At 31.7% G+C, this 17,102-nt stretch carries 16 protein-coding genes; 8 read left to right on the top strand and 8 right to left on the bottom strand.

The features are described 5' to 3' along the window. Positions 1–248 precede the first annotated feature (248 nt). Positions 249–869 carry a hypothetical protein gene (locus IM532_RS07355; RefSeq protein ID WP_194182808.1) on the top strand — a complete coding sequence of 207 codons (621 nt, stop codon included), beginning with the start codon at positions 249–251 and terminating at the stop codon, positions 867–869. 359 nt (positions 870–1,228) lie between these two features. Here IM532_RS07355 and IM532_RS07350 read toward each other — a convergent pair whose 3' ends face one another. Together IM532_RS07350 and IM532_RS07345 are read right to left on the bottom strand one after the other, a co-directional pair. Continuing rightward, positions 1,229–3,424, bottom strand: a complete 2,196-nt coding sequence (locus IM532_RS07350; RefSeq protein WP_194182807.1) for a B12-binding domain-containing radical SAM protein — start codon at positions 3,422–3,424, stop codon at positions 1,229–1,231. Between the two features lie 39 nt (positions 3,425–3,463). Further along, positions 3,464–4,573, bottom strand: a complete 1,110-nt coding sequence (locus IM532_RS07345; protein WP_194182806.1) for an NAD(P)-binding domain-containing protein — start codon at positions 4,571–4,573, stop codon at positions 3,464–3,466. Between the two features lie 100 nt (positions 4,574–4,673). Between IM532_RS07345 and IM532_RS07340 the strand changes: the two genes are divergently transcribed. The 3 genes from IM532_RS07340 to IM532_RS07330 all read left to right on the top strand — a co-directional run bounded on the left by IM532_RS07340 (position 4,674) and on the right by IM532_RS07330 (position 7,244). After that, positions 4,674–5,666: a fumarylacetoacetate hydrolase family protein gene (locus IM532_RS07340; RefSeq protein WP_194182805.1), complete on the top strand. Its 993-nt coding sequence runs from the start codon at positions 4,674–4,676 to the stop codon at positions 5,664–5,666. Then, positions 5,653–6,531: a flavin reductase family protein gene (locus IM532_RS07335; protein ID WP_194182804.1), complete on the top strand. Its 879-nt coding sequence runs from the start codon at positions 5,653–5,655 to the stop codon at positions 6,529–6,531. Before IM532_RS07340 ends, IM532_RS07335 begins: the two co-directional genes overlap by 14 nt. A 152-nt stretch (positions 6,532–6,683) precedes the next feature. Next, on the top strand, positions 6,684–7,244 hold the full coding sequence (locus tag IM532_RS07330) for a hypothetical protein (RefSeq protein WP_194182803.1): 561 nt from the start codon (positions 6,684–6,686) through the stop codon (positions 7,242–7,244). 74 nt (positions 7,245–7,318) lie between these two features. Here IM532_RS07330 and IM532_RS07325 read toward each other — a convergent pair whose 3' ends face one another. Beyond that, positions 7,319–9,178 carry a TonB-dependent receptor plug domain-containing protein gene (locus tag IM532_RS07325; protein WP_194182802.1) on the bottom strand — a complete coding sequence of 620 codons (1,860 nt, stop codon included), beginning with the start codon at positions 9,176–9,178 and terminating at the stop codon, positions 7,319–7,321. A gap of 86 nt (positions 9,179–9,264) precedes the next feature. Between IM532_RS07325 and IM532_RS07320 the strand changes: the two genes are divergently transcribed. Continuing rightward, on the top strand, positions 9,265–10,737 hold the full coding sequence (locus tag IM532_RS07320) for an aminotransferase-like domain-containing protein (protein ID WP_194182801.1): 1,473 nt from the start codon (positions 9,265–9,267) through the stop codon (positions 10,735–10,737). 22 nt (positions 10,738–10,759) lie between these two features. Here the strand turns inward: IM532_RS07320 and IM532_RS07315 are convergent, their stop codons facing one another. Further along, complete coding sequence (locus tag IM532_RS07315; RefSeq protein ID WP_194182800.1) at positions 10,760–11,206, bottom strand: DUF4442 domain-containing protein; 447 nt, start codon at positions 11,204–11,206, stop codon at positions 10,760–10,762. A 97-nt stretch (positions 11,207–11,303) separates the two neighbouring features. Here IM532_RS07315 and IM532_RS07310 point away from each other — a divergent pair, with 97 nt between their 5' ends. Further along, a complete protein-coding gene (locus IM532_RS07310) occupies positions 11,304–12,059 on the top strand; it encodes an acyl-CoA desaturase (protein WP_194182799.1) in 756 nt (251 codons plus the stop codon). A 31-nt stretch (positions 12,060–12,090) separates the two neighbouring features. Here IM532_RS07310 and IM532_RS07305 read toward each other — a convergent pair whose 3' ends face one another. Genes IM532_RS07305 through IM532_RS07290 form a run of 4 tightly spaced genes read right to left on the bottom strand, consistent with a single transcriptional unit; the run spans position 12,091 to position 15,044 of the window. Further along, positions 12,091–12,693, bottom strand: coding sequence for a class I SAM-dependent methyltransferase (locus IM532_RS07305; RefSeq protein ID WP_194182798.1), 603 nt, complete (start codon positions 12,691–12,693; stop codon positions 12,091–12,093). Next, complete coding sequence (locus IM532_RS07300) at positions 12,690–13,610, bottom strand: UbiA prenyltransferase family protein (protein WP_194182797.1); 921 nt, start codon at positions 13,608–13,610, stop codon at positions 12,690–12,692. Before IM532_RS07300 ends, IM532_RS07305 begins: the two co-directional genes overlap by 4 nt. A gap of 2 nt (positions 13,611–13,612) precedes the next feature. Continuing rightward, the gene (locus tag IM532_RS07295) at positions 13,613–14,296 is read right to left on the bottom strand and encodes a LytR/AlgR family response regulator transcription factor (RefSeq protein ID WP_194182796.1); all 684 of its coding nucleotides are present in this window, start codon (positions 14,294–14,296) and stop codon (positions 13,613–13,615) included. Next, positions 14,289–15,044 (bottom strand): sensor histidine kinase, encoded by a 756-nt coding sequence (locus IM532_RS07290; RefSeq protein WP_194182795.1) that lies wholly within the window; start codon positions 15,042–15,044, stop codon positions 14,289–14,291. The genes IM532_RS07295 and IM532_RS07290 overlap by 8 nt, the downstream gene beginning before the upstream one ends. 534 nt (positions 15,045–15,578) lie before the next feature. Here IM532_RS07290 and IM532_RS07285 point away from each other — a divergent pair. Beyond that, positions 15,579–16,295: a CoA transferase subunit A gene (locus IM532_RS07285; protein ID WP_194182794.1), complete on the top strand. Its 717-nt coding sequence runs from the start codon at positions 15,579–15,581 to the stop codon at positions 16,293–16,295. Positions 16,296–16,300: 5 nt separating this feature from the next. Then, positions 16,301–16,957 (top strand): 3-oxoacid CoA-transferase subunit B, encoded by a 657-nt coding sequence (locus IM532_RS07280; protein WP_194182793.1) that lies wholly within the window; start codon positions 16,301–16,303, stop codon positions 16,955–16,957. Positions 16,958–17,102 lie beyond the last annotated feature (145 nt).

The raw sequence follows: 17,102 nt of genomic DNA, 5'->3' as shown, positions 1-17,102 counted from the left end.
ACTCATCCCGATAAATAAAGGTTTATTATGTACTTTATTGCGTTGCATTTATTTTTTTGTAGTTATCCAAATATAGGCATTCATTTTAATTGTACAAAATACACTTTAAAAATCATTAAAATTTTAATTACAGGTTTATAAATAAAATTTAAGTTATATTTCACATACACTAATATCCCTTATTTCAGCGATTGTATAGACTTAATACATCTTATAATTTTAAGCATTTAAATCTTAATCTAAAATATATGAACAAGTCAATTATAACAATGCTTATAGGTTCTGCTTTCTTTTTAATTTCTTGTGGAGAAGGTGATAAAAAAGTTAATTCTTCTGAACAAACATCAGCCACACAAGTTGACAATGAATTGGATAAAAGTTCAACTAATACATCATCAAATTTATTAGCTGATACGAAACTTTTACAAGATGCTGAAAATTCTTTAAAAAATTTACCTCAATTTAAAGGGAAGGAAATTAAAATTTTTCAAAAAGTATATTTTTATGAAGATGGAAGAATTATTTTATCTATTCAAGATCCTTCAAAACCTGAAAATATAGATGAATATAAATTTCAGAACGGAAAATGGCAAGAACCTATTCCTATGCAAATTTCTGGTGACGGTGACATGGACAGTAATGTTTTTTCATTAAATACAATTAAATTTGAAACTGTAGCTAATATAAATAAACAAACACAGGACAAAGCTAAAGATATTGAAGGTGCTGAGCCGTTGAGTTCAATTTTCTATGCTATGAATCCTGCTACAGGTGAATATAGATGGCTAACAAGCATACAGGCAACAAGAGGAAGCTATACAGGGATTTATAATGCAGATGGAACTCTAAAATCTTTTGAGAAAGATTAATACCTATTAATGACCTTCAACCTAAAATCATGTAAGAATAATTCTCATTATTAATATGTAAAATAGGATTTGATGGGAATAATATTAGTGATGAAAATAATAGAGGTAAAATCTTTATATAACGATAACCTTTATGAAGATAAATCTATACGATGGGTTTTACTTAACAATTGATCCAAAATAAAATAGTAATGAGTCATATAATAATATGACTCATTTTTTGCTTTATTAATCATCTATATAAAAACTAAAATACATATACTATTTTTATTTTCAATAGGATATAAATTAATTAGTATTTGAAAATGATGGATTTAATTATGTATGTAAACTAATTAAAAGTATTTTTTTGGGATTCTTTAAACAATCAATAATGCTTCTTCTTTCATCTGATTGGCTGGTTTTGAATAAATAAACACTTCAAAATCAGTATTGGTGGCTTCTTCGAAGCTTTGTTTCATCTTTTGGTAAGAAATTGGTTTTTCAGCTACTTTCATTACTTTGATGAAATCAATCAACCATTCCCCTTCTGCTTTTTCTAACGTTACCTCAAAGTAATTACTCTTGGTATGGAAGGTAAACACTGCATTTTCAAACGTACGTCCTTTTTTGGTTTTGGTACGCACTTCCATTGTTGGAATACCGCCTAACCAAACGACTTTTTGCGTTGATTTATGCGTCACGAATACCTCTTGATTTAAAATCGATTCGATATAATTTGGTCGAACGGTCGTCTTTGGTACGTTCATTTCAAACCATTCGTGTAATGGAATCTCAAATCCTACCCCGTGCATATAATTGAATAAGGATTTCTTTAAACCGAACGAAAATTGGCTATGATCCAATCCCGATTTTTCTTCGTGTACCATGTCATTGTTTGCAAATGATCCCAATTCGGTACTGTGGTTGATCACATTGTATTCTTCAGGATTTAAACCCACCGGGCTATGCGCTGTCATCGCAAATTGATGCCAAAAACCAGATTGAAGAATCCCTAACTCGAACATCTGGCGCACCATTTCTAAACTATCGATGGTTTCTTGTTCCGTTTGTGTTGGGAATCCGTACATTAAATACGCGTGTACCATAATACCCGCTTCGGTAAAATTACGGTTCACGAGCGCTACTTGATCTACGGTTACCCCTTTATCAATCAATTGTAATAAACGATCTGAAGCTACTTCTAATCCACCGGATACGGCAATACACCCAGAAGCTTTTAATAAGCGGCATAAATCCAAGGTGAAGCTTTTCTCGAAACGAATGTTGGTCCACCACGATACCGTCAATTTACGACGCAGAATCTCCAATGCCACTTCACGCATTAAAGCAGGAGGTGCAGCTTCATCCACAAAATGGAACCCTGTATTGTTGGTTGAGGCAATCAATTCTTCCATCTTATCAACAATTTGCTTGGCCGCGATCGGTTCATACACTTTGATGTAATCCAATGAAATATCACAAAATGTACATTTTCCCCAATAACAACCGTGTGCCATCGTTAATTTGTTCCAACGCCCATCACTCCATAAACGGTGCATTGGATTCACCACCTCAATCACCGAAACGTATTGATCCAAATGTAAATCGGTGTAATCAGGTGTTCCTACTTCGCTAAATTTATAGTCTTTGATTAAAGGATGATTGATGTATTTCACTTCACCATCTACTAAAGTAAACGTACGTTTCAGATCCGAAAGTTCTACTTCTTGGTGAATGTATTTAAGTAATTGTTCCGTTGGCGCTTCCCCATCATCCAACGTAATAAAATCGAAGAATTCGAATACACGAGGATCGGATAGCGAACGTAATTCCGTATTTGGAAAACCTCCCCCCATATCCACGACAATCTCTGGATAATTCGCTTTAATGTATTGGGCACAACGAAATGCCGCATATAAATTCCCTGGAAATGGCACCGAAAACCCAATCATTTTTGGATTCGTCGACTGAATTAATTTTTCTAATTCTGATAATGTAATGCGGTCGATGTAGGTAGGTGCTTTTTGTAATTCGGCATAGATCTCATCGAACGAATTCGCCGATCGCCCTAAACGTTCAGCATAACGACTGAACCCAAAGTTTTCGTCTACGGCTTCGATGATTAAATCGGATAAATCTTCTAAATACAATGTCGCCAAATGCTTGGCTTTATCTTGAAAAGCCATCGTACCGAAAGCCCATTCTAAATCATCTAATTCAGCAAAACGAGAAGCTTCAGGTAAATACCCATCTTGGACAATGGCATCGGCTAACGTTGAATTTTTGCCTTGCAGAAAACGGATCACCGGATCGATGGTATGGATATAATCTTCGCGTAACGTGTAGATGCGAAAACTATTTTCACCTAATGCAATGCCTGAATTTTCGATGTATTCAAATAAATCCGTTAAACCCTTTTTACAGAACAATTGTAAAATTACATCCAGCCCTAAATCGGCTTGAAATGTAGAATAGTTCAACTGGTTTAAAAATCCTTTAAGATAAACTGTACCCGGATAAGGCGTGTTTAATTGTGTAAAAGGAGGAGTAATTAATAAAAGATCCGTTTTCAAAAATGTAGAATTTGTGCAAAAATACGGTAATTATCCCATTTATACTTTCTTCAACTCTAAAGTAGCGATGATTTCACGCGCAACCGCTCTTCCTGCTCTATTTGCGCCGATGGTAGAAGCGGATGGTCCATAACCCGTTAAGTGAATGCGAGGATCTTTTTGCACTTGTGTGGCTGCTTTACCTGCCATCACTACGCCCCCCTTTTCACTGACTAAATTTAATTCCTTCAAATGGTCGATGTTTTGTTTGAACCCCGTATTCCAAAAGATTACATCCGCTTTCATTTCTTGGCCATCCTCCCATCTCACCCCATTTGCTGTGATTTCGGTAAACATCGGTAAACGATCCATTATACCGTTATTTAACATTTCTTCAATGGCGGGTGTAATGGGTAAACCTGTCACCGAAACCACGGACTTGGGCGGTAAACCCAATCGGACGCGTTCATCGACCATGGCCACGGCTTCTCGCCCATGTTCGGGATTAAATTCGTAAGGACGAAAATCTGGAGGGCGTCGCGTGACCCAAGTCGTGGTTGTAACCTTGGATAATTCGCCCAATAATTGTACGGCTGATATTCCAGCGCCTACCACAATAACGTGCTTACCTCTAAAATCCTCTGCTTTTTTATATGTCTTGGTATGCAATTGGAGTCCTTTAAATGACTCTGAACCAGGTAAATGAGGAATATTGGGTGTTTTCCACGTCCCTGTTGCATTGACAATTCCTCTTGCACTGAATTGTACTCCATTGGTTTCAATCAGAAAACGATCCTTCTGCTCTTTGATGTTTAGCACTTTAACCGTTCTTATGATGGGCAAATGAAACGTTTTTTCGTATTTCGAATAATAGGCTGGAACAGCTTGATTGGCGCGAATAGCCTCTGGATTTTCTTTCATTGCCTCCTCAAAACTTAGACCTGGTAAATCATTGATTCCATTCACATTTTCTAATGTCAAGCTGTCCCAACGGTGTTGCCAAGCTCCTCCTGCTCCGTTTTCATCGTCTAAGACCACAAACCCTTTCCCTGCTTCGATTCCGAATTTTTGCAAATAATAAGCAGCCGATAAACCGGCTTGTCCTGCTCCGATTACAACAATGTCTACTTTGTAAAACGTATTCTTTTTTAGGGAAGATGCTTTATTCATGGATTTGATTTTTAATAAAAATAAAACTTTATCCCACTTTATACGAATTTCAAAATGTTAAAAGAACTTTTGTATCTTCACTTTTCAAACGACAAACAAAATGAAATTCGTTACTTACGCAAAGGAACACCAAGAAAAAGTAGGCATTATTGTGAATGATTTAGTCTATGATTTAGAACAAATTAATCCCCACTTACCTTCCACTCTAACTGAAATATTAGCCGATTCAGCTTTTAGTTTTCCCCTGATTGAGTTAATTCAGAAGGAAATCACAAATGGAAATTATAAAAATACAGTGATGGAAAATCCTCAATTGTTAGCTCCTATTCCCCATCCGCTGAGTTTTCGAGATGCGTATGCTTTTCGTCAACACGTAGAGACTTCCCGTTTAAATCGAGGGTTAGAAATGATTCCAGAGTTTGATGAAATTCCGGTTTTCTATTTTTCGAATCATCAGGCTATTCAAGGACCAGGAAAAGTCTATGCCATGCCAGAACACTTTAATCAAATGGATTTTGAATTAGAAATTGCTATTGTAATTAAAAAAGAAGGTATGAATATCAAAGCCGAAGAAGCTGATGAATATATTGGCGGTTTTATGATTTTAAATGATTTGAGTGCTCGTGCTTTGCAAATGCAAGAGATGAAATTGAATCTTGGACCAGCCAAAGGAAAAGATTTTGCTTCCATGATGGGACCTTATTTAATTACGCCCGATGAATTAGAAGCTTATAAAGTAGCTCCAAAAGAAGGACATATTGGCAATTGTTATGATTTGGATATGATATGTCGTGTCAATGCCGTTGAAGTCTCACGAGGAAATTTCAAGGATATGCATTGGACGTTTGCTGAAATCATCGAACGAGTTTCTTACGGCGTGAAAATATTTCCTGGTGACGTTATTGGATCAGGTACAGTTGGAACAGGATGTTTTTTGGAATTAAACGGAACTGGAAAAAGAAAAGATCCAAATTACGAAGTGCAATGGATACAGCCAGAAGATTGTATCGAAATAGAAATAAAAGGATTAGGAAAATTAACAAATTCTGTTCATCTTTATCAAGAGAATTTAAACGACCATGCAAAAAACTAAATCATTCGAACCGAACACTAAAGCATTTGATAATTTGCTGAAACATGCTATCTCGCCTCGCCCAATTTGCTTTGCAAGTACAGTGGATAAAGATGGTAAAATGAATTTAAGCCCATTTTCTTTTTTTAATATTATGGGAATTAATCCTCCAATTTGTGTCTTTTCACCGTTGCGTAAAATGCGTGATGGGGCAACAAAGCATACCTTAGAAAATGTTTGGGAACATCCTGAATGTGTAATCAATATCGTGAATTATGATATGGTACAACAGCAATCATTAGCTAGTGTTGAATATCCTAAAGGAGTGGATGAATTTGCAAAAGCCGGATTAACGCCTATCGCTTCTGAACTGGTTCAACCGCCTCGTGTTGCGGAAAGTCCTTTTCAATTGGAATGTAAAGTTCGCGATGTAATTTCAATTTCAGATCAACCGGGAGCGGCCAATTTAATTATTGCTGAAATTGTAAAAATGCACGTTCAAGATCAGTATTTGAACGAAGAAGATAATGTCAGTCCATATGATTTAGATTTAGTAGCTCGTATGGGTGAAGATTTTTATTGTCGTGTGATTCCAGAATCGATATTCGAAGTGGAGAAACCAACTCGTACAATAGGTTTAGGAATTGATTCTTTACCTGAAGAGATTAAATATTCAAAATTTTTAACAGGAAATCATTTAGGACAATTAGGGAATGTTGAAGCGCTTCCGACTCAAGATTCAATTGAAAACTTTAAAACACAATTAGGCAATCGTTTGGATATCCAAAAATTTAAACCTACCGAAGTAAGACATCAAATTTCAGCTAAATTATTGGATCAAGGTGATGTACAAAGCGCATGGTTTTGGTTGTTAATGAAAATATAATTTTAGAGATATGATTTTAATCGCCGTATTATTTCCTGCTTTATCTTTCTTATTGAGAGGAAAGATTTTAATTGCTATACTTTGCTTTGTTTTGCAGATAACACTTGTTGGTTGGATTCCTTGTTCGATTTGGGCAGTAGCATCACTATTGGATGAAAGAAATAAAAAACGAATTAATAGATTTAACGATTAAAATGACTATTAAGAATTTACTAACCATCATTGTAAAATTGATTGGATTAATTTTTATTCTTATCAGCTCTATTTACATCATACCTGGATATGTTACGTTAATATTTATAGAGGATACTATTTATCCCGAAGAGATAATAGAAAATTCAGATCTGTCGATGGCTTTATCATTCATCATCACTGATATTTTCATTAACCTATTTATCTATTATTTGTTTATTTATAAAACAGAGCTCGTTTTAAAATTTCTTCATTTAGATCAAGAATTTACGAATAAAACGATTGGAAATTTGAATCTTAACCTTCAAATTTATGTACAAATAACGCTCTATATTACAGCTGTAATTTTATGTATTCTAGCAATACCAGAAGTAATCATTAGTACTGTACAACATTTCCGTATTAAAGACGATTTTCTGACCATTGAGAGTTTTGACTTGATACATAATATTATAATAAGTGTTTCAGCTTTATTAATTTTAATATTCAGTGATCAAATTGCTCGGTTTTTAATAAAATAAAATATAACAAAACCGCCATTTTCAAGTCTTAAGAAAATGGCGGTTTTCGCATTAAATATTCTAAAAAGGATGTATTAAATTCCGTTCCATTTTATTCCGATACTCATCCAACGAGTTGGTAATGGAATTGATCCAACTTCATTATAGCTGGTATTCCAAAGATTTTGGACGTCAAGAATTACATCCATATTTTTTGTAAAACGTTGATTAACTCGTATATCGCTCAACCAATATGATTTATACGATTGTCGTGTTAAATAGCGATTCGCTAACGAAATATTAAAATTTTTATATTGATAATCAATTGTATTAATCAATTGATGTTTTAATGATTCGATACGATATTTTGAAGCGATTTCAGGATTAATTTGTTCAAATTTTGGATCTAAATACGCATAACTTAATCCTATTTTTAATTGTTGCTGTTGATTAAAAATATGTTGATAATTCAATTTAGCATTGAATCCATTCGTTTTCAAATCACCAAAATTATTAGCTTGCCACGGCTGATCGGTCGTTTGTCTGATCCAATCGATAAAATTATGGATGTTACGGTAGAAATAATATGCATTCACACTCCAATTGGATTTGGCCCATTTCAATCCAAATTCTGTTTGGAATGCTTTTTCAGATTCTAAATTACTGTTCCCAATATTCCCAGGACGCTGATCTAAATACAAATCGGTAAACGATGGAATTCGTTGACTCGTTCCAATATTTCCTACAATTTTTAAATATTTCGTAAGCTTGTAACTGGCATCTATTCCTGGAAAAATTTGCCAATCGTATTGCGAATTATAATTGATGTAAGCTCCCGCATTGATATTCAACTTTTCCGTTAAATCCGTTTTATATTCCGCATACAATCCAAAATTATCTCTGGTGTGCGAATTGATACTTGTTGAATTGATTTGCTCGTTACGAAATTCAGCTCCGAAACCTAATTTCCCACTATTGAAAGCATATGTCGAATTGATTTCTCCCGCTAATGCATTGGAATAATGCTTCGAACGCGCTCGATTTAAATCATGTTTAAAATAACGATAATCATCAAAATTATAGCGATAACTTAATCTAGGCTCAATATGCCAACGATTAGAAAGCTGATGCTTTGATTGAATCATCACCATTGAAGTTTCTACGATTTCTTTTGAATCTTTATCACCTGGGGCAGCGTAAAATCCGTTGGCTCCAAATCCATTTTTCACGTAACCATAAGAAGCTATCAGTTGGTGATTAGCACTGAATTGTATATTTCCTTGGTAATAAATTTTATTATTTTCAAACGCTGTATTGTAACGTGTTCCATTACCTGTTTCGTGACTTAAAAACAATTGATGTTGATGCTTTTCTTGTGCTAAGGTCCCACCCAATTGAATCCCTCGATTTGAAAATAATTCATTCGTTTCTTCTGTATCTTTCTTAAAGCTCGTCCCAAAATAAGTGTGGCCGTATAAACCATTTTGACGAGGTTTACGCGTTACAATATTGATAACACCTGTTAAACTATTGTTTCCATACACACGAGCCGCAGGACCACGTATAACTTCGATCCGCTCTACTATTTCTAATGGAATAGGTAAGTTTAGTGTATTGTGCGCCGTTTGCTGATCAATCACTTTTGAACCATTCAATAAAATTAAAGTTTGTTCAAAACTCCCTCCATCCATGGAAATATCTGCTTGCGATCCGAAAGGACCACGTTGTCGTAAATCAATTCCGGAAGCATATTGTAACACTTCTTGAATTGTTTTTGCTGGTAAGCGATCGATTTGGGCTTTATCTACGATGTATACGTTACGATTTTCTTTTGAAACTGCGCTATGTAATCGGTTTTCTAAAAGTGTCACTTCTTGTATTGCGATGGTATCTTTCGCTTCTTGAGCCTTCGAGAAAGTTCCGATGAAACTGACTAGAATAAAAATTCTCTTCATTGATCTAATAATTAATTTCTTGCGTTAATTTTTCAAGACAAAAGTATTATCTTACCAACCTATATAAATAGTCCAGTTTTTTAATTATGAATAGTCCGGTTTTATTAAATTTTGATTTCATCTATTTAGATAAAAAATCAAATACACCAATTTATATTCAATTAGTGGATCAGATAATAAATGCTATACAAAGAGGTTATCTACACCATGGCTATCGATTTCCAGGTACAAGATGTTTATCAAAATTGATAAAACTTAATAGAAATACAATTGTTAAAAGTTTTAGTGAATTAGAAGATTTAGGCTGGATTAAAATTATTCCCAATAAGGGTACATATGTTCAGAACGAAGCTATTTTAGAAAAAAATTCAGTAAAAATAAAAGCAGGATTTCCTTCTAAAGCTTCATTTGATTTTGAAAATTCTGAACTTTTAAAGTTGGAAAATGTTAAGGATACATTTGAATTTTATTTGAATGATGGAAAACCAGATCCTTATTTATCAGAATTAAAATTGCCTGCTAAAATATATTCTAATATCTTGAATAGGAAGCAATATAAAAATAAATTAGGTGCTTCAGAAAACATTTTTTTCCTAAAGCATTTTACAAATTATATAAATTCTACAAGGAATCTAAGTATTTCACATTCTAACATTCTTATTACAAAAAATCACGAAATGGCTTTACAACTAGTGACAAAAGTAATTACTGTACCAAAAGATTATATAGCTGTAAGTGAGATAAGTAATTTTAAATCTAACATGATTTTACAATCTAATCAAATTAATTTGATTCCGATTGATATCGATAATCAAGGTATTATTTTAGATGATTTAAGAATCAAAAGTAGCTTAAAAAATATAAAGGCTATCTATATCAATACACAACAATATCCCGCCACGACTGCTTTAAACTCTCAACGCAAAATTGAATTATTAAATTTTGCAAAAGAAAAAAATTGTGTGATAATTGAAGACGATCCAGATTTTGATTTTTATTATACATCCAGACCTACTACACCATTAGCTTCTATAAATAATGAAGGAAATATTATTTACATTGGGAAATTTGGGAATGAATTAGGGGATAATTATAATTTTAGTTACATAATAGCTCCAAGTGATTTTATCATCGAAACTAAAAAACATCAGGCTGTATATGAAAATCCTATACATCCACTTGTAGCACAAACTATTGGTGAAATAATAAATGAAGGCGAAATAAGTAAAATATTAAGAAAACATAGAAAAAAATATAAAGAGAGACGAGACTACTTTTGTAATCTATTAATTCAACATTTTGGGAATGAAATTGAATTTAATTTTCCAAAGAATGGGTTTGCTGTTTGGGTTAAGTGGAAAATTCCTATTAATCTAATGAGATTAAAACAAGATTGTGAAAAGAAGAATTTATATATTCCTCAACATATTTTATATCAAAACAAAAAAATAACTGCAATGAGAATTGGATTTGCACATTTAGAAGATAATGAGATGATTGCTATACTTAAAATTTTACAAATTTGTATTAATAAACAATTCAATAAAGCAGAAATATAAACTGCTTTATTGAATTAAAATATTATCTTACTTTAAAAGTCCATGTAAATTCAAATTCAGATACAATATCATTTTGCTCATCTACACCTCTACTTTTTACTGTCAACATTACACCTTGCTTAGTTGCAACAGCTTCTCTAATTGCAGCCTCTATTTCTTCACCTTGATCGCAAGTAAAAATAATTTTGCCAACGGCTTTTTTTAAAAATTTTGCTTGCATCCCAATAACTAACATTGAAATATCTTCTCCAGAAGACTGAATCTTAGCGTTTACCATTAAACCCGATGAGAATTCTGCTGCCATTCCTTGCACTGCCCAAAACATGCTTTTGAATGGATTTTGGTTCAAAAAACCAAACTTTACTTTAGTCGAAACTTTATTCTCCTCCCATTGGTTTAGACGCACACCTGCAATCCATGCGATAGGAAGCTGAGTAGTCATTAAAGACTTAAAAAAGGCTTTATTCATTTTAAATAATTTTTTTGTGAATTTTATATGATATTAATTAGCCAATTTAATAAACCTAAACTATATATTTGCAGAAATTAATTTTTATTACAATTAAATGACTGGAGTTATTATACTGTTCATTATACACTGGTACGGTTCCTTATTCTTCCAAACGTTCTTCCATCACCGTTATGCTTCACATGCTATGTTTACGATGTCTAGAACTTGGGAAAAAATCTTTCATGTTTTAGCTTGGTTTTTCCAAGGTAGTTCATATTTAAGCCCTTATGCTTATGGAGTTATGCATAGAATGCACCATAAATACGCAGATACTGAAAACGATCCACACTCTCCTATTTTTGACAAAAATTTATGGAATATGATGTGGAATACACGTACATATTACAATCAAGTAGGTACAGGTGAAAAAGTTATTGAAGCAAAATATATTAAAGGTGTTCCGAGTTGGAGATCATGGGATAAGTTTGCAGGAAATAATATTATACGTTTAGCTTGGGTACTTACATACATTGGTTTATATTGGTTATTTGATGCTCCAATATGGGCATATATAGTTTTTATCCCAATGCATGCATTAATGAGTCCTCTACATGGTGCTATTATCAACTGGTTTTCTCATAAATATGGTTATAGAAACTATGAGGTAAAAGATACTTCAACTAACTTAATGCCGATTGATTGGTTAATGTGGGGCGAAAGTTTACACAACAATCACCATAAATTTGGAGGAAGACCAAACTTCGCAGTTAAAAAATTTGAGTTCGATCCAATGTATCCATGTATACAGTTGATGGAAAGATTAAACATTATACAGTTTAAGAAAGGAAAATTAGATACAGATTATATGTAAAATATGAAAGACCTCGCATTGAGGTCTTTTTTTATTTTCTAAATACTTGGGCACGAATATATTTTTTAAAATAAAATACTTCTTCTACTAATTCAAACTCATTAAATAAATGATCTATTTTAGGAAAATGAGAATTATTAAGTCCAGCTACTACATTAAAAAACATTATCATAGATTGGGTTAAGAATTGCTGGAATTTTGTTTGTTTAGTACTAAAATCTAAATAAAACCACTTTCCTCCTTTTATTAGAAATGGGTTAATCTTCCGAAATAATTTTTCACATTGTATCTCTGTAAAATGATCAAATATAAAAGCAGAAATAACTACGTCATACCCTCTATTATAGTTAAAGCTAAACATATCCTCACAATAATAATTGACCTTTAAATTTTCATAAATTTTGGAACTAGCTTTATCAACCATTACTTTGGACAATTCTACATAATCAATTTCTAAATTAATTTGTAAACTATTTAGCTCTTGTAGAAACCAACCACTTCCTCCACCAATCCATAAAATTCGATTACCAGATTTTAAATGTTTTAGTATAACATGATGCGCTATTTGTTGACGGTTTAAAAAGCAAATTCTACTCAATATATCATAGTAGGGAGCAATAAAGTTATAATTCATGATTCAAATAAGATGACGCTTAATATTCCGAACAGGGCTTTAACTAATATCATACCATCTATAGCACTTAAATAAAACAAAATAGACCTCTTATGCTTTAACTGATAGGCAAAAACAGCCATAAAAGAGATTGGAATTAGCATGAAAATTATTCTGTGAATCGGTAAATTATACCAAATTCCAAAAATTATGAATGAAAGAAATCCGAGAAATATGAGTGGAAAAATAATTGCGTTTAAAGTAAATTTAATCCCATATTTCACAACAAATGTTTTCAGTCCTCTATTATAATCGTCTTCAAAATCCTTGATATCAAATATAATTGCATTAACAATAAAATACATAAAGGTTTGGACGAATAAGAAATAAAACTTACTATCAACGGCAAATGATATTTTATTTTCCAAATCTAAGATTAATAAAGGTAAATAAACTGTTGTAATTGCCCATGTCCACGCTATTAACAGAGGTTTAAACCAAGTATATTTTCTAAGTGATAAACCAAATTTCCAGTTATAATAACTAATGGATAATAAAAAAGTAAATCCTAAAATTATGTAATGCTCAAATGATAATTGAAAAATTTCATTATAACATCTTAGAAAAATTACAAATCCTGAACAAACACATATTACTGAAACGAATATGTTAAATAAAAATAGAGACTTTCTGTTCTTAATATAAAATAAGGTACGAGGATTAGACGCGACTGTAATAAGTTGAGGGATTTTATAAGCATAGAAATAAAATAAGATAGATAAAGAGCTTATAAAAAAATAATACTCAATATTATTTAGCGGTAATCCTATTTTTATATTAGTTTCCAGATTAAGCCCAATTGACATTAATCCCATAAAAAAATTGGAATAAAAAATAATTTCCCATACTAAGTACGTTACTTTTTGTTCCAATTTCATATCTATTTAATTAATTCTTGAATTACACTTTTATAAGTATCTCCTACTGCGATTTGATAATCTCCTAAATGGAGTGTCTTATTTTGAATAGAAGTTACATACTTTAGGTTTACAATATACGAACGATGTACACGTTTAAATAAATTTTGCGGTAGTTTTTCCAATATAGATTTCATTGAAATTCGAGCTGTAATTTTTTTATTATTACTCAAATTAATTTTTACATAGTCATCTAATCCTTCTATATAGAGTATATCATTATAAGCAATTTTGTTTAATTTATAATCCGCTCTAATAGTCAAATATTCTTTGTCTTCTGCCAATTTTTTGTCTACAATTATCAATATAGCTTTATTAACAGCTTCTTCAAATCTATCATATTCTATAGGTTTTAGTAGATAATCCAACGCGGATACATTAAAACCTTCTAATGCATATTCAGCGAAAGCCGTTGTAAATATGGCAGGAATTTTCTTCTCAAGACTTTTATAAAATTCCAATCCGTTCGTCTTAGAAATTTGTATATCTAAAAACAATAAATCTATTGGGAATTGGTTGATATACTTTTGAGCGTCTTTAACATTAGAAAAAGTTTTTACCAAGTCTATATTTTCATTTCTAGAACAATAGTTTTCGATAACCATTAGTGCTAATGGCTCATCGTCCACAGCAATAGCTTTAATCATTTAAATTTAATTTTAAATTTACAATATATTGATTTTTATCTTTATGGATTTTTAAATCATAACGATTTGTATATAAATACTCTAACCGTTTATATGTATTTATCAACCCCACTTCACTACTTTCCACATTATCAAATTGTATATTTTCTATTTCATTTTCTACATACAATTCGAGGAATTTATTATCTATTGTAATATAGACTTTGATTGGATGAGTAACATCATCTAAAACACCATATTTAAAAGCATTTTCTATAAAATTAATTAATAATAAAGGTGAAATATTTATTTGTTTAGGATCACCATCAATTATAAAATCTACAGAATTTTTATTTACAAATCTTAATTTTTGCAATTCGATATAATTCTTGATGTAATCTAGATCCTGTAAGAGAGGAACATTATCTTTTGAACTTTCAGAAACTACAAAACGCATCATTTTAGATAATTTCATAACAGCATCCGATGCATAATCAGATTTTTGCAACGTTAATGCATATATATTATTTAAAGTATTAAATAAAAAATGTGGATTTATTTGCGCTCGTAAATATGCAATTTCAGATAATTGCTTCTCCTCTTTTATTTCTTGATATCTTTTGTTATGGCGCAAAAATAATGAAATTAATACCATACATAAATACATAAGAATGCGAGGAGCCCACAAAAAGTAAGCTGGCGGTGCTTTTCTTACCAAAGGTGTAGTATTAGCTGTCAGTTGCTGGATTCTTTCACTTTTTACTACCAATTCTGGAATTTTATATATAATAAAAAAACTACCAATGAGAGTTAGAAAATAAATAATATATTTTTTCTGAAAATATAATTTTGATGAAAGAATAAAGTAGTTAAATAGAAAAAATATTAATAATAAAATAGATTGAAGTGTTATTCTAATAAAAAAAGGTTGTTGATAAAAATTTTGTTGTGATGAAATATCCCGCATAAACATAGTCGGCATCATTAAAAAACCAATTGATATGACAATGAAAATGATTAGTTCTCGTTTAGAAAACAAGTTTTTATACATTATAAATAGTTTAAATTTGGATATATAGACGTCAATATTATCTATTCTATTAATTATCCAAGTACAGATAAATGATTCTTTTAAATATTAATCGTTACAAATTTAAACTATATAGGATAGAATATATAAAAATAGAGGTGAATTCATCTTAGTATGAGGTGAAATTTAAAAATTTAAAAAACTACTGCATTTTATTAGAACAGAAATACTAGATTTTATTATATTTAAACAACATATAGAAACCACAAAAATATGATTAATAAAAAAGTAAACTCTATAGAGGAGGCTTTAGAAGGTGTTTCCAGCAATATGACCATAGCCTTTGGAGGCTTCGGACTTAGTGGAATCCCAGAAAACTTAATACAAGGAATTGTAGATAAAGGAATTACGAACCTTACTTGTATTTCTAACAATGCGGGAGTTGATAATTTCGGATTAGGACTTTTACTACAGCGTAAACAAATTAAAAAAATGATATCGTCTTATGTTGGGGAAAATGCTGAATTTGAGAGACAAATGCTTTCTGGAGAATTAGAAGTAGAATTGATTCCTCAAGGTACCCTAGCTACACGGCTGATGGCTGCTGGATTTGGAATGCCCGTTTTTTACACTCCAGCTGGTGTAGGTACAGAAGTAGCTGAAGGAAAAGAAGTAAGAAAGTTTACTTTTCATGGTATAGAAAAAGAATATTTATTGGAAAAAACTTTTGAGCCTGATTATGCAATCGTTAAAGCCTGGAAAGGTGACACCGCAGGTAACTTAATTTACCGAGGCGCTGCAGGTAACTTTAATCATCCTGCTGCAATGTGTGGAAAATTCACTATTGCTGAAGTCGAAGAACTTGTAGAAATTGGAGAGTTAGATCCTAATCAAATTCATACACCGGGAGTTTTTGTGAACAGAATAATACAAGGAAAAAAATACGAAAAACGTATTGAAAATAGGACTGTACAACCAAAATCAAATTAATTGCCATGCTAGATAAAAACGGAATTGCAAAACGTATTGCAAAAGAGGTAAAAGATGGATATTATGTTAATTTAGGTATTGGAATACCTACTTTGGTAGCCAATTATATTCCAGATGGTATTAATGTAGTATTACAATCAGAAAATGGACTATTGGGTATGGGTCCATTTCCTATCGAAGGTGAAGAAGACCCAGACTTTATAAATGCAGGTAAACAAACAATTACTACATTGCCTGGATCTTCTTTTTTTGACTCTGCAATGAGTTTTGGAATGATTCGAGCACGTAGAATCAACTTAACCATTCTAGGCGCAATGGAAGTCTCTGAGAACGGAGATATTGCAAATTGGAAAATTCCTGGAAAAATGGTAAAAGGAATGGGTGGTGCAATGGATCTTGTAGCATCAGCAGATAATATTATTGTAGCAATGCAACATGTAAATAAGTTAGGAGAATCAAAATTACTATCTGAATGTACTTTGCCCCTAACCGGAATAAAATGTGTAAAGAAAATTGTAACAGAATTAGCTGTTCTTGAAATTTTACCTGAAGGTGGCTTTAAGCTATTAGAAAGAGCTCCGGGTATATCTGTAGAAGAAATTAAAAAAGCTACATCTGGTAAGCTAATTATAGAAGGTGAAATTCCTGAAATGATATTGTAACAAGTAAAATATTTAAAGTTTTTAAATAGTATATATTAATATACTTTACTATTATATATAAGTCCGATGATATCGGACTTATTTTATTTTAAATAATATTCTTAATAATTGATTTATCAATCTTATCAATTATCTGAATTCAACT

The sequence above is a fragment of the Faecalibacter rhinopitheci genome (genome assembly GCF_015234135.1).
GTDB classification, from domain to species: domain Bacteria; phylum Bacteroidota; class Bacteroidia; order Flavobacteriales; family Weeksellaceae; genus Empedobacter; species Empedobacter rhinopitheci.
Note: the sequence above shows the minus strand (reverse complement) of the source record. Positions and strands in the feature narration are given on the sequence as shown.

What these genes read in the sequence shown, in the direction of transcription:
- IM532_RS07330 (WP_194182803.1), top strand. Translation starts at nt 6,684, where the DNA reads ATGAAAGAAATAAAAAACGAATTAATAGATTTAACGATTAAAATGACT.
- IM532_RS07325 (WP_194182802.1), bottom strand. Translation starts at nt 9,178, where the DNA reads ATGAAGAGAATTTTTATTCTAGTCAGTTTCATCGGAACTTTCTCGAAG.
- IM532_RS07310 (WP_194182799.1), top strand. Translation starts at nt 11,304, where the DNA reads ATGACTGGAGTTATTATACTGTTCATTATACACTGGTACGGTTCCTTA.
- IM532_RS07305 (WP_194182798.1), bottom strand. Translation starts at nt 12,693, where the DNA reads ATGAATTATAACTTTATTGCTCCCTACTATGATATATTGAGTAGAATT.
- IM532_RS07335 (WP_194182804.1), top strand. Translation starts at nt 5,653, where the DNA reads ATGCAAAAAACTAAATCATTCGAACCGAACACTAAAGCATTTGATAAT.
- IM532_RS07300 (WP_194182797.1), bottom strand. Translation starts at nt 13,610, where the DNA reads ATGAAATTGGAACAAAAAGTAACGTACTTAGTATGGGAAATTATTTTT.
- IM532_RS07295 (WP_194182796.1), bottom strand. Translation starts at nt 14,296, where the DNA reads ATGATTAAAGCTATTGCTGTGGACGATGAGCCATTAGCACTAATGGTT.
- IM532_RS07340 (WP_194182805.1), top strand. Translation starts at nt 4,674, where the DNA reads ATGAAATTCGTTACTTACGCAAAGGAACACCAAGAAAAAGTAGGCATT.
- IM532_RS07280 (WP_194182793.1), top strand. Translation starts at nt 16,301, where the DNA reads ATGCTAGATAAAAACGGAATTGCAAAACGTATTGCAAAAGAGGTAAAA.
- IM532_RS07345 (WP_194182806.1), bottom strand. Translation starts at nt 4,573, where the DNA reads ATGAATAAAGCATCTTCCCTAAAAAAGAATACGTTTTACAAAGTAGAC.
- IM532_RS07320 (WP_194182801.1), top strand. Translation starts at nt 9,265, where the DNA reads ATGAATAGTCCGGTTTTATTAAATTTTGATTTCATCTATTTAGATAAA.
- IM532_RS07315 (WP_194182800.1), bottom strand. Translation starts at nt 11,206, where the DNA reads ATGAATAAAGCCTTTTTTAAGTCTTTAATGACTACTCAGCTTCCTATC.
- IM532_RS07285 (WP_194182794.1), top strand. Translation starts at nt 15,579, where the DNA reads ATGATTAATAAAAAAGTAAACTCTATAGAGGAGGCTTTAGAAGGTGTT.
- IM532_RS07355 (WP_194182808.1), top strand. Translation starts at nt 249, where the DNA reads ATGAACAAGTCAATTATAACAATGCTTATAGGTTCTGCTTTCTTTTTA.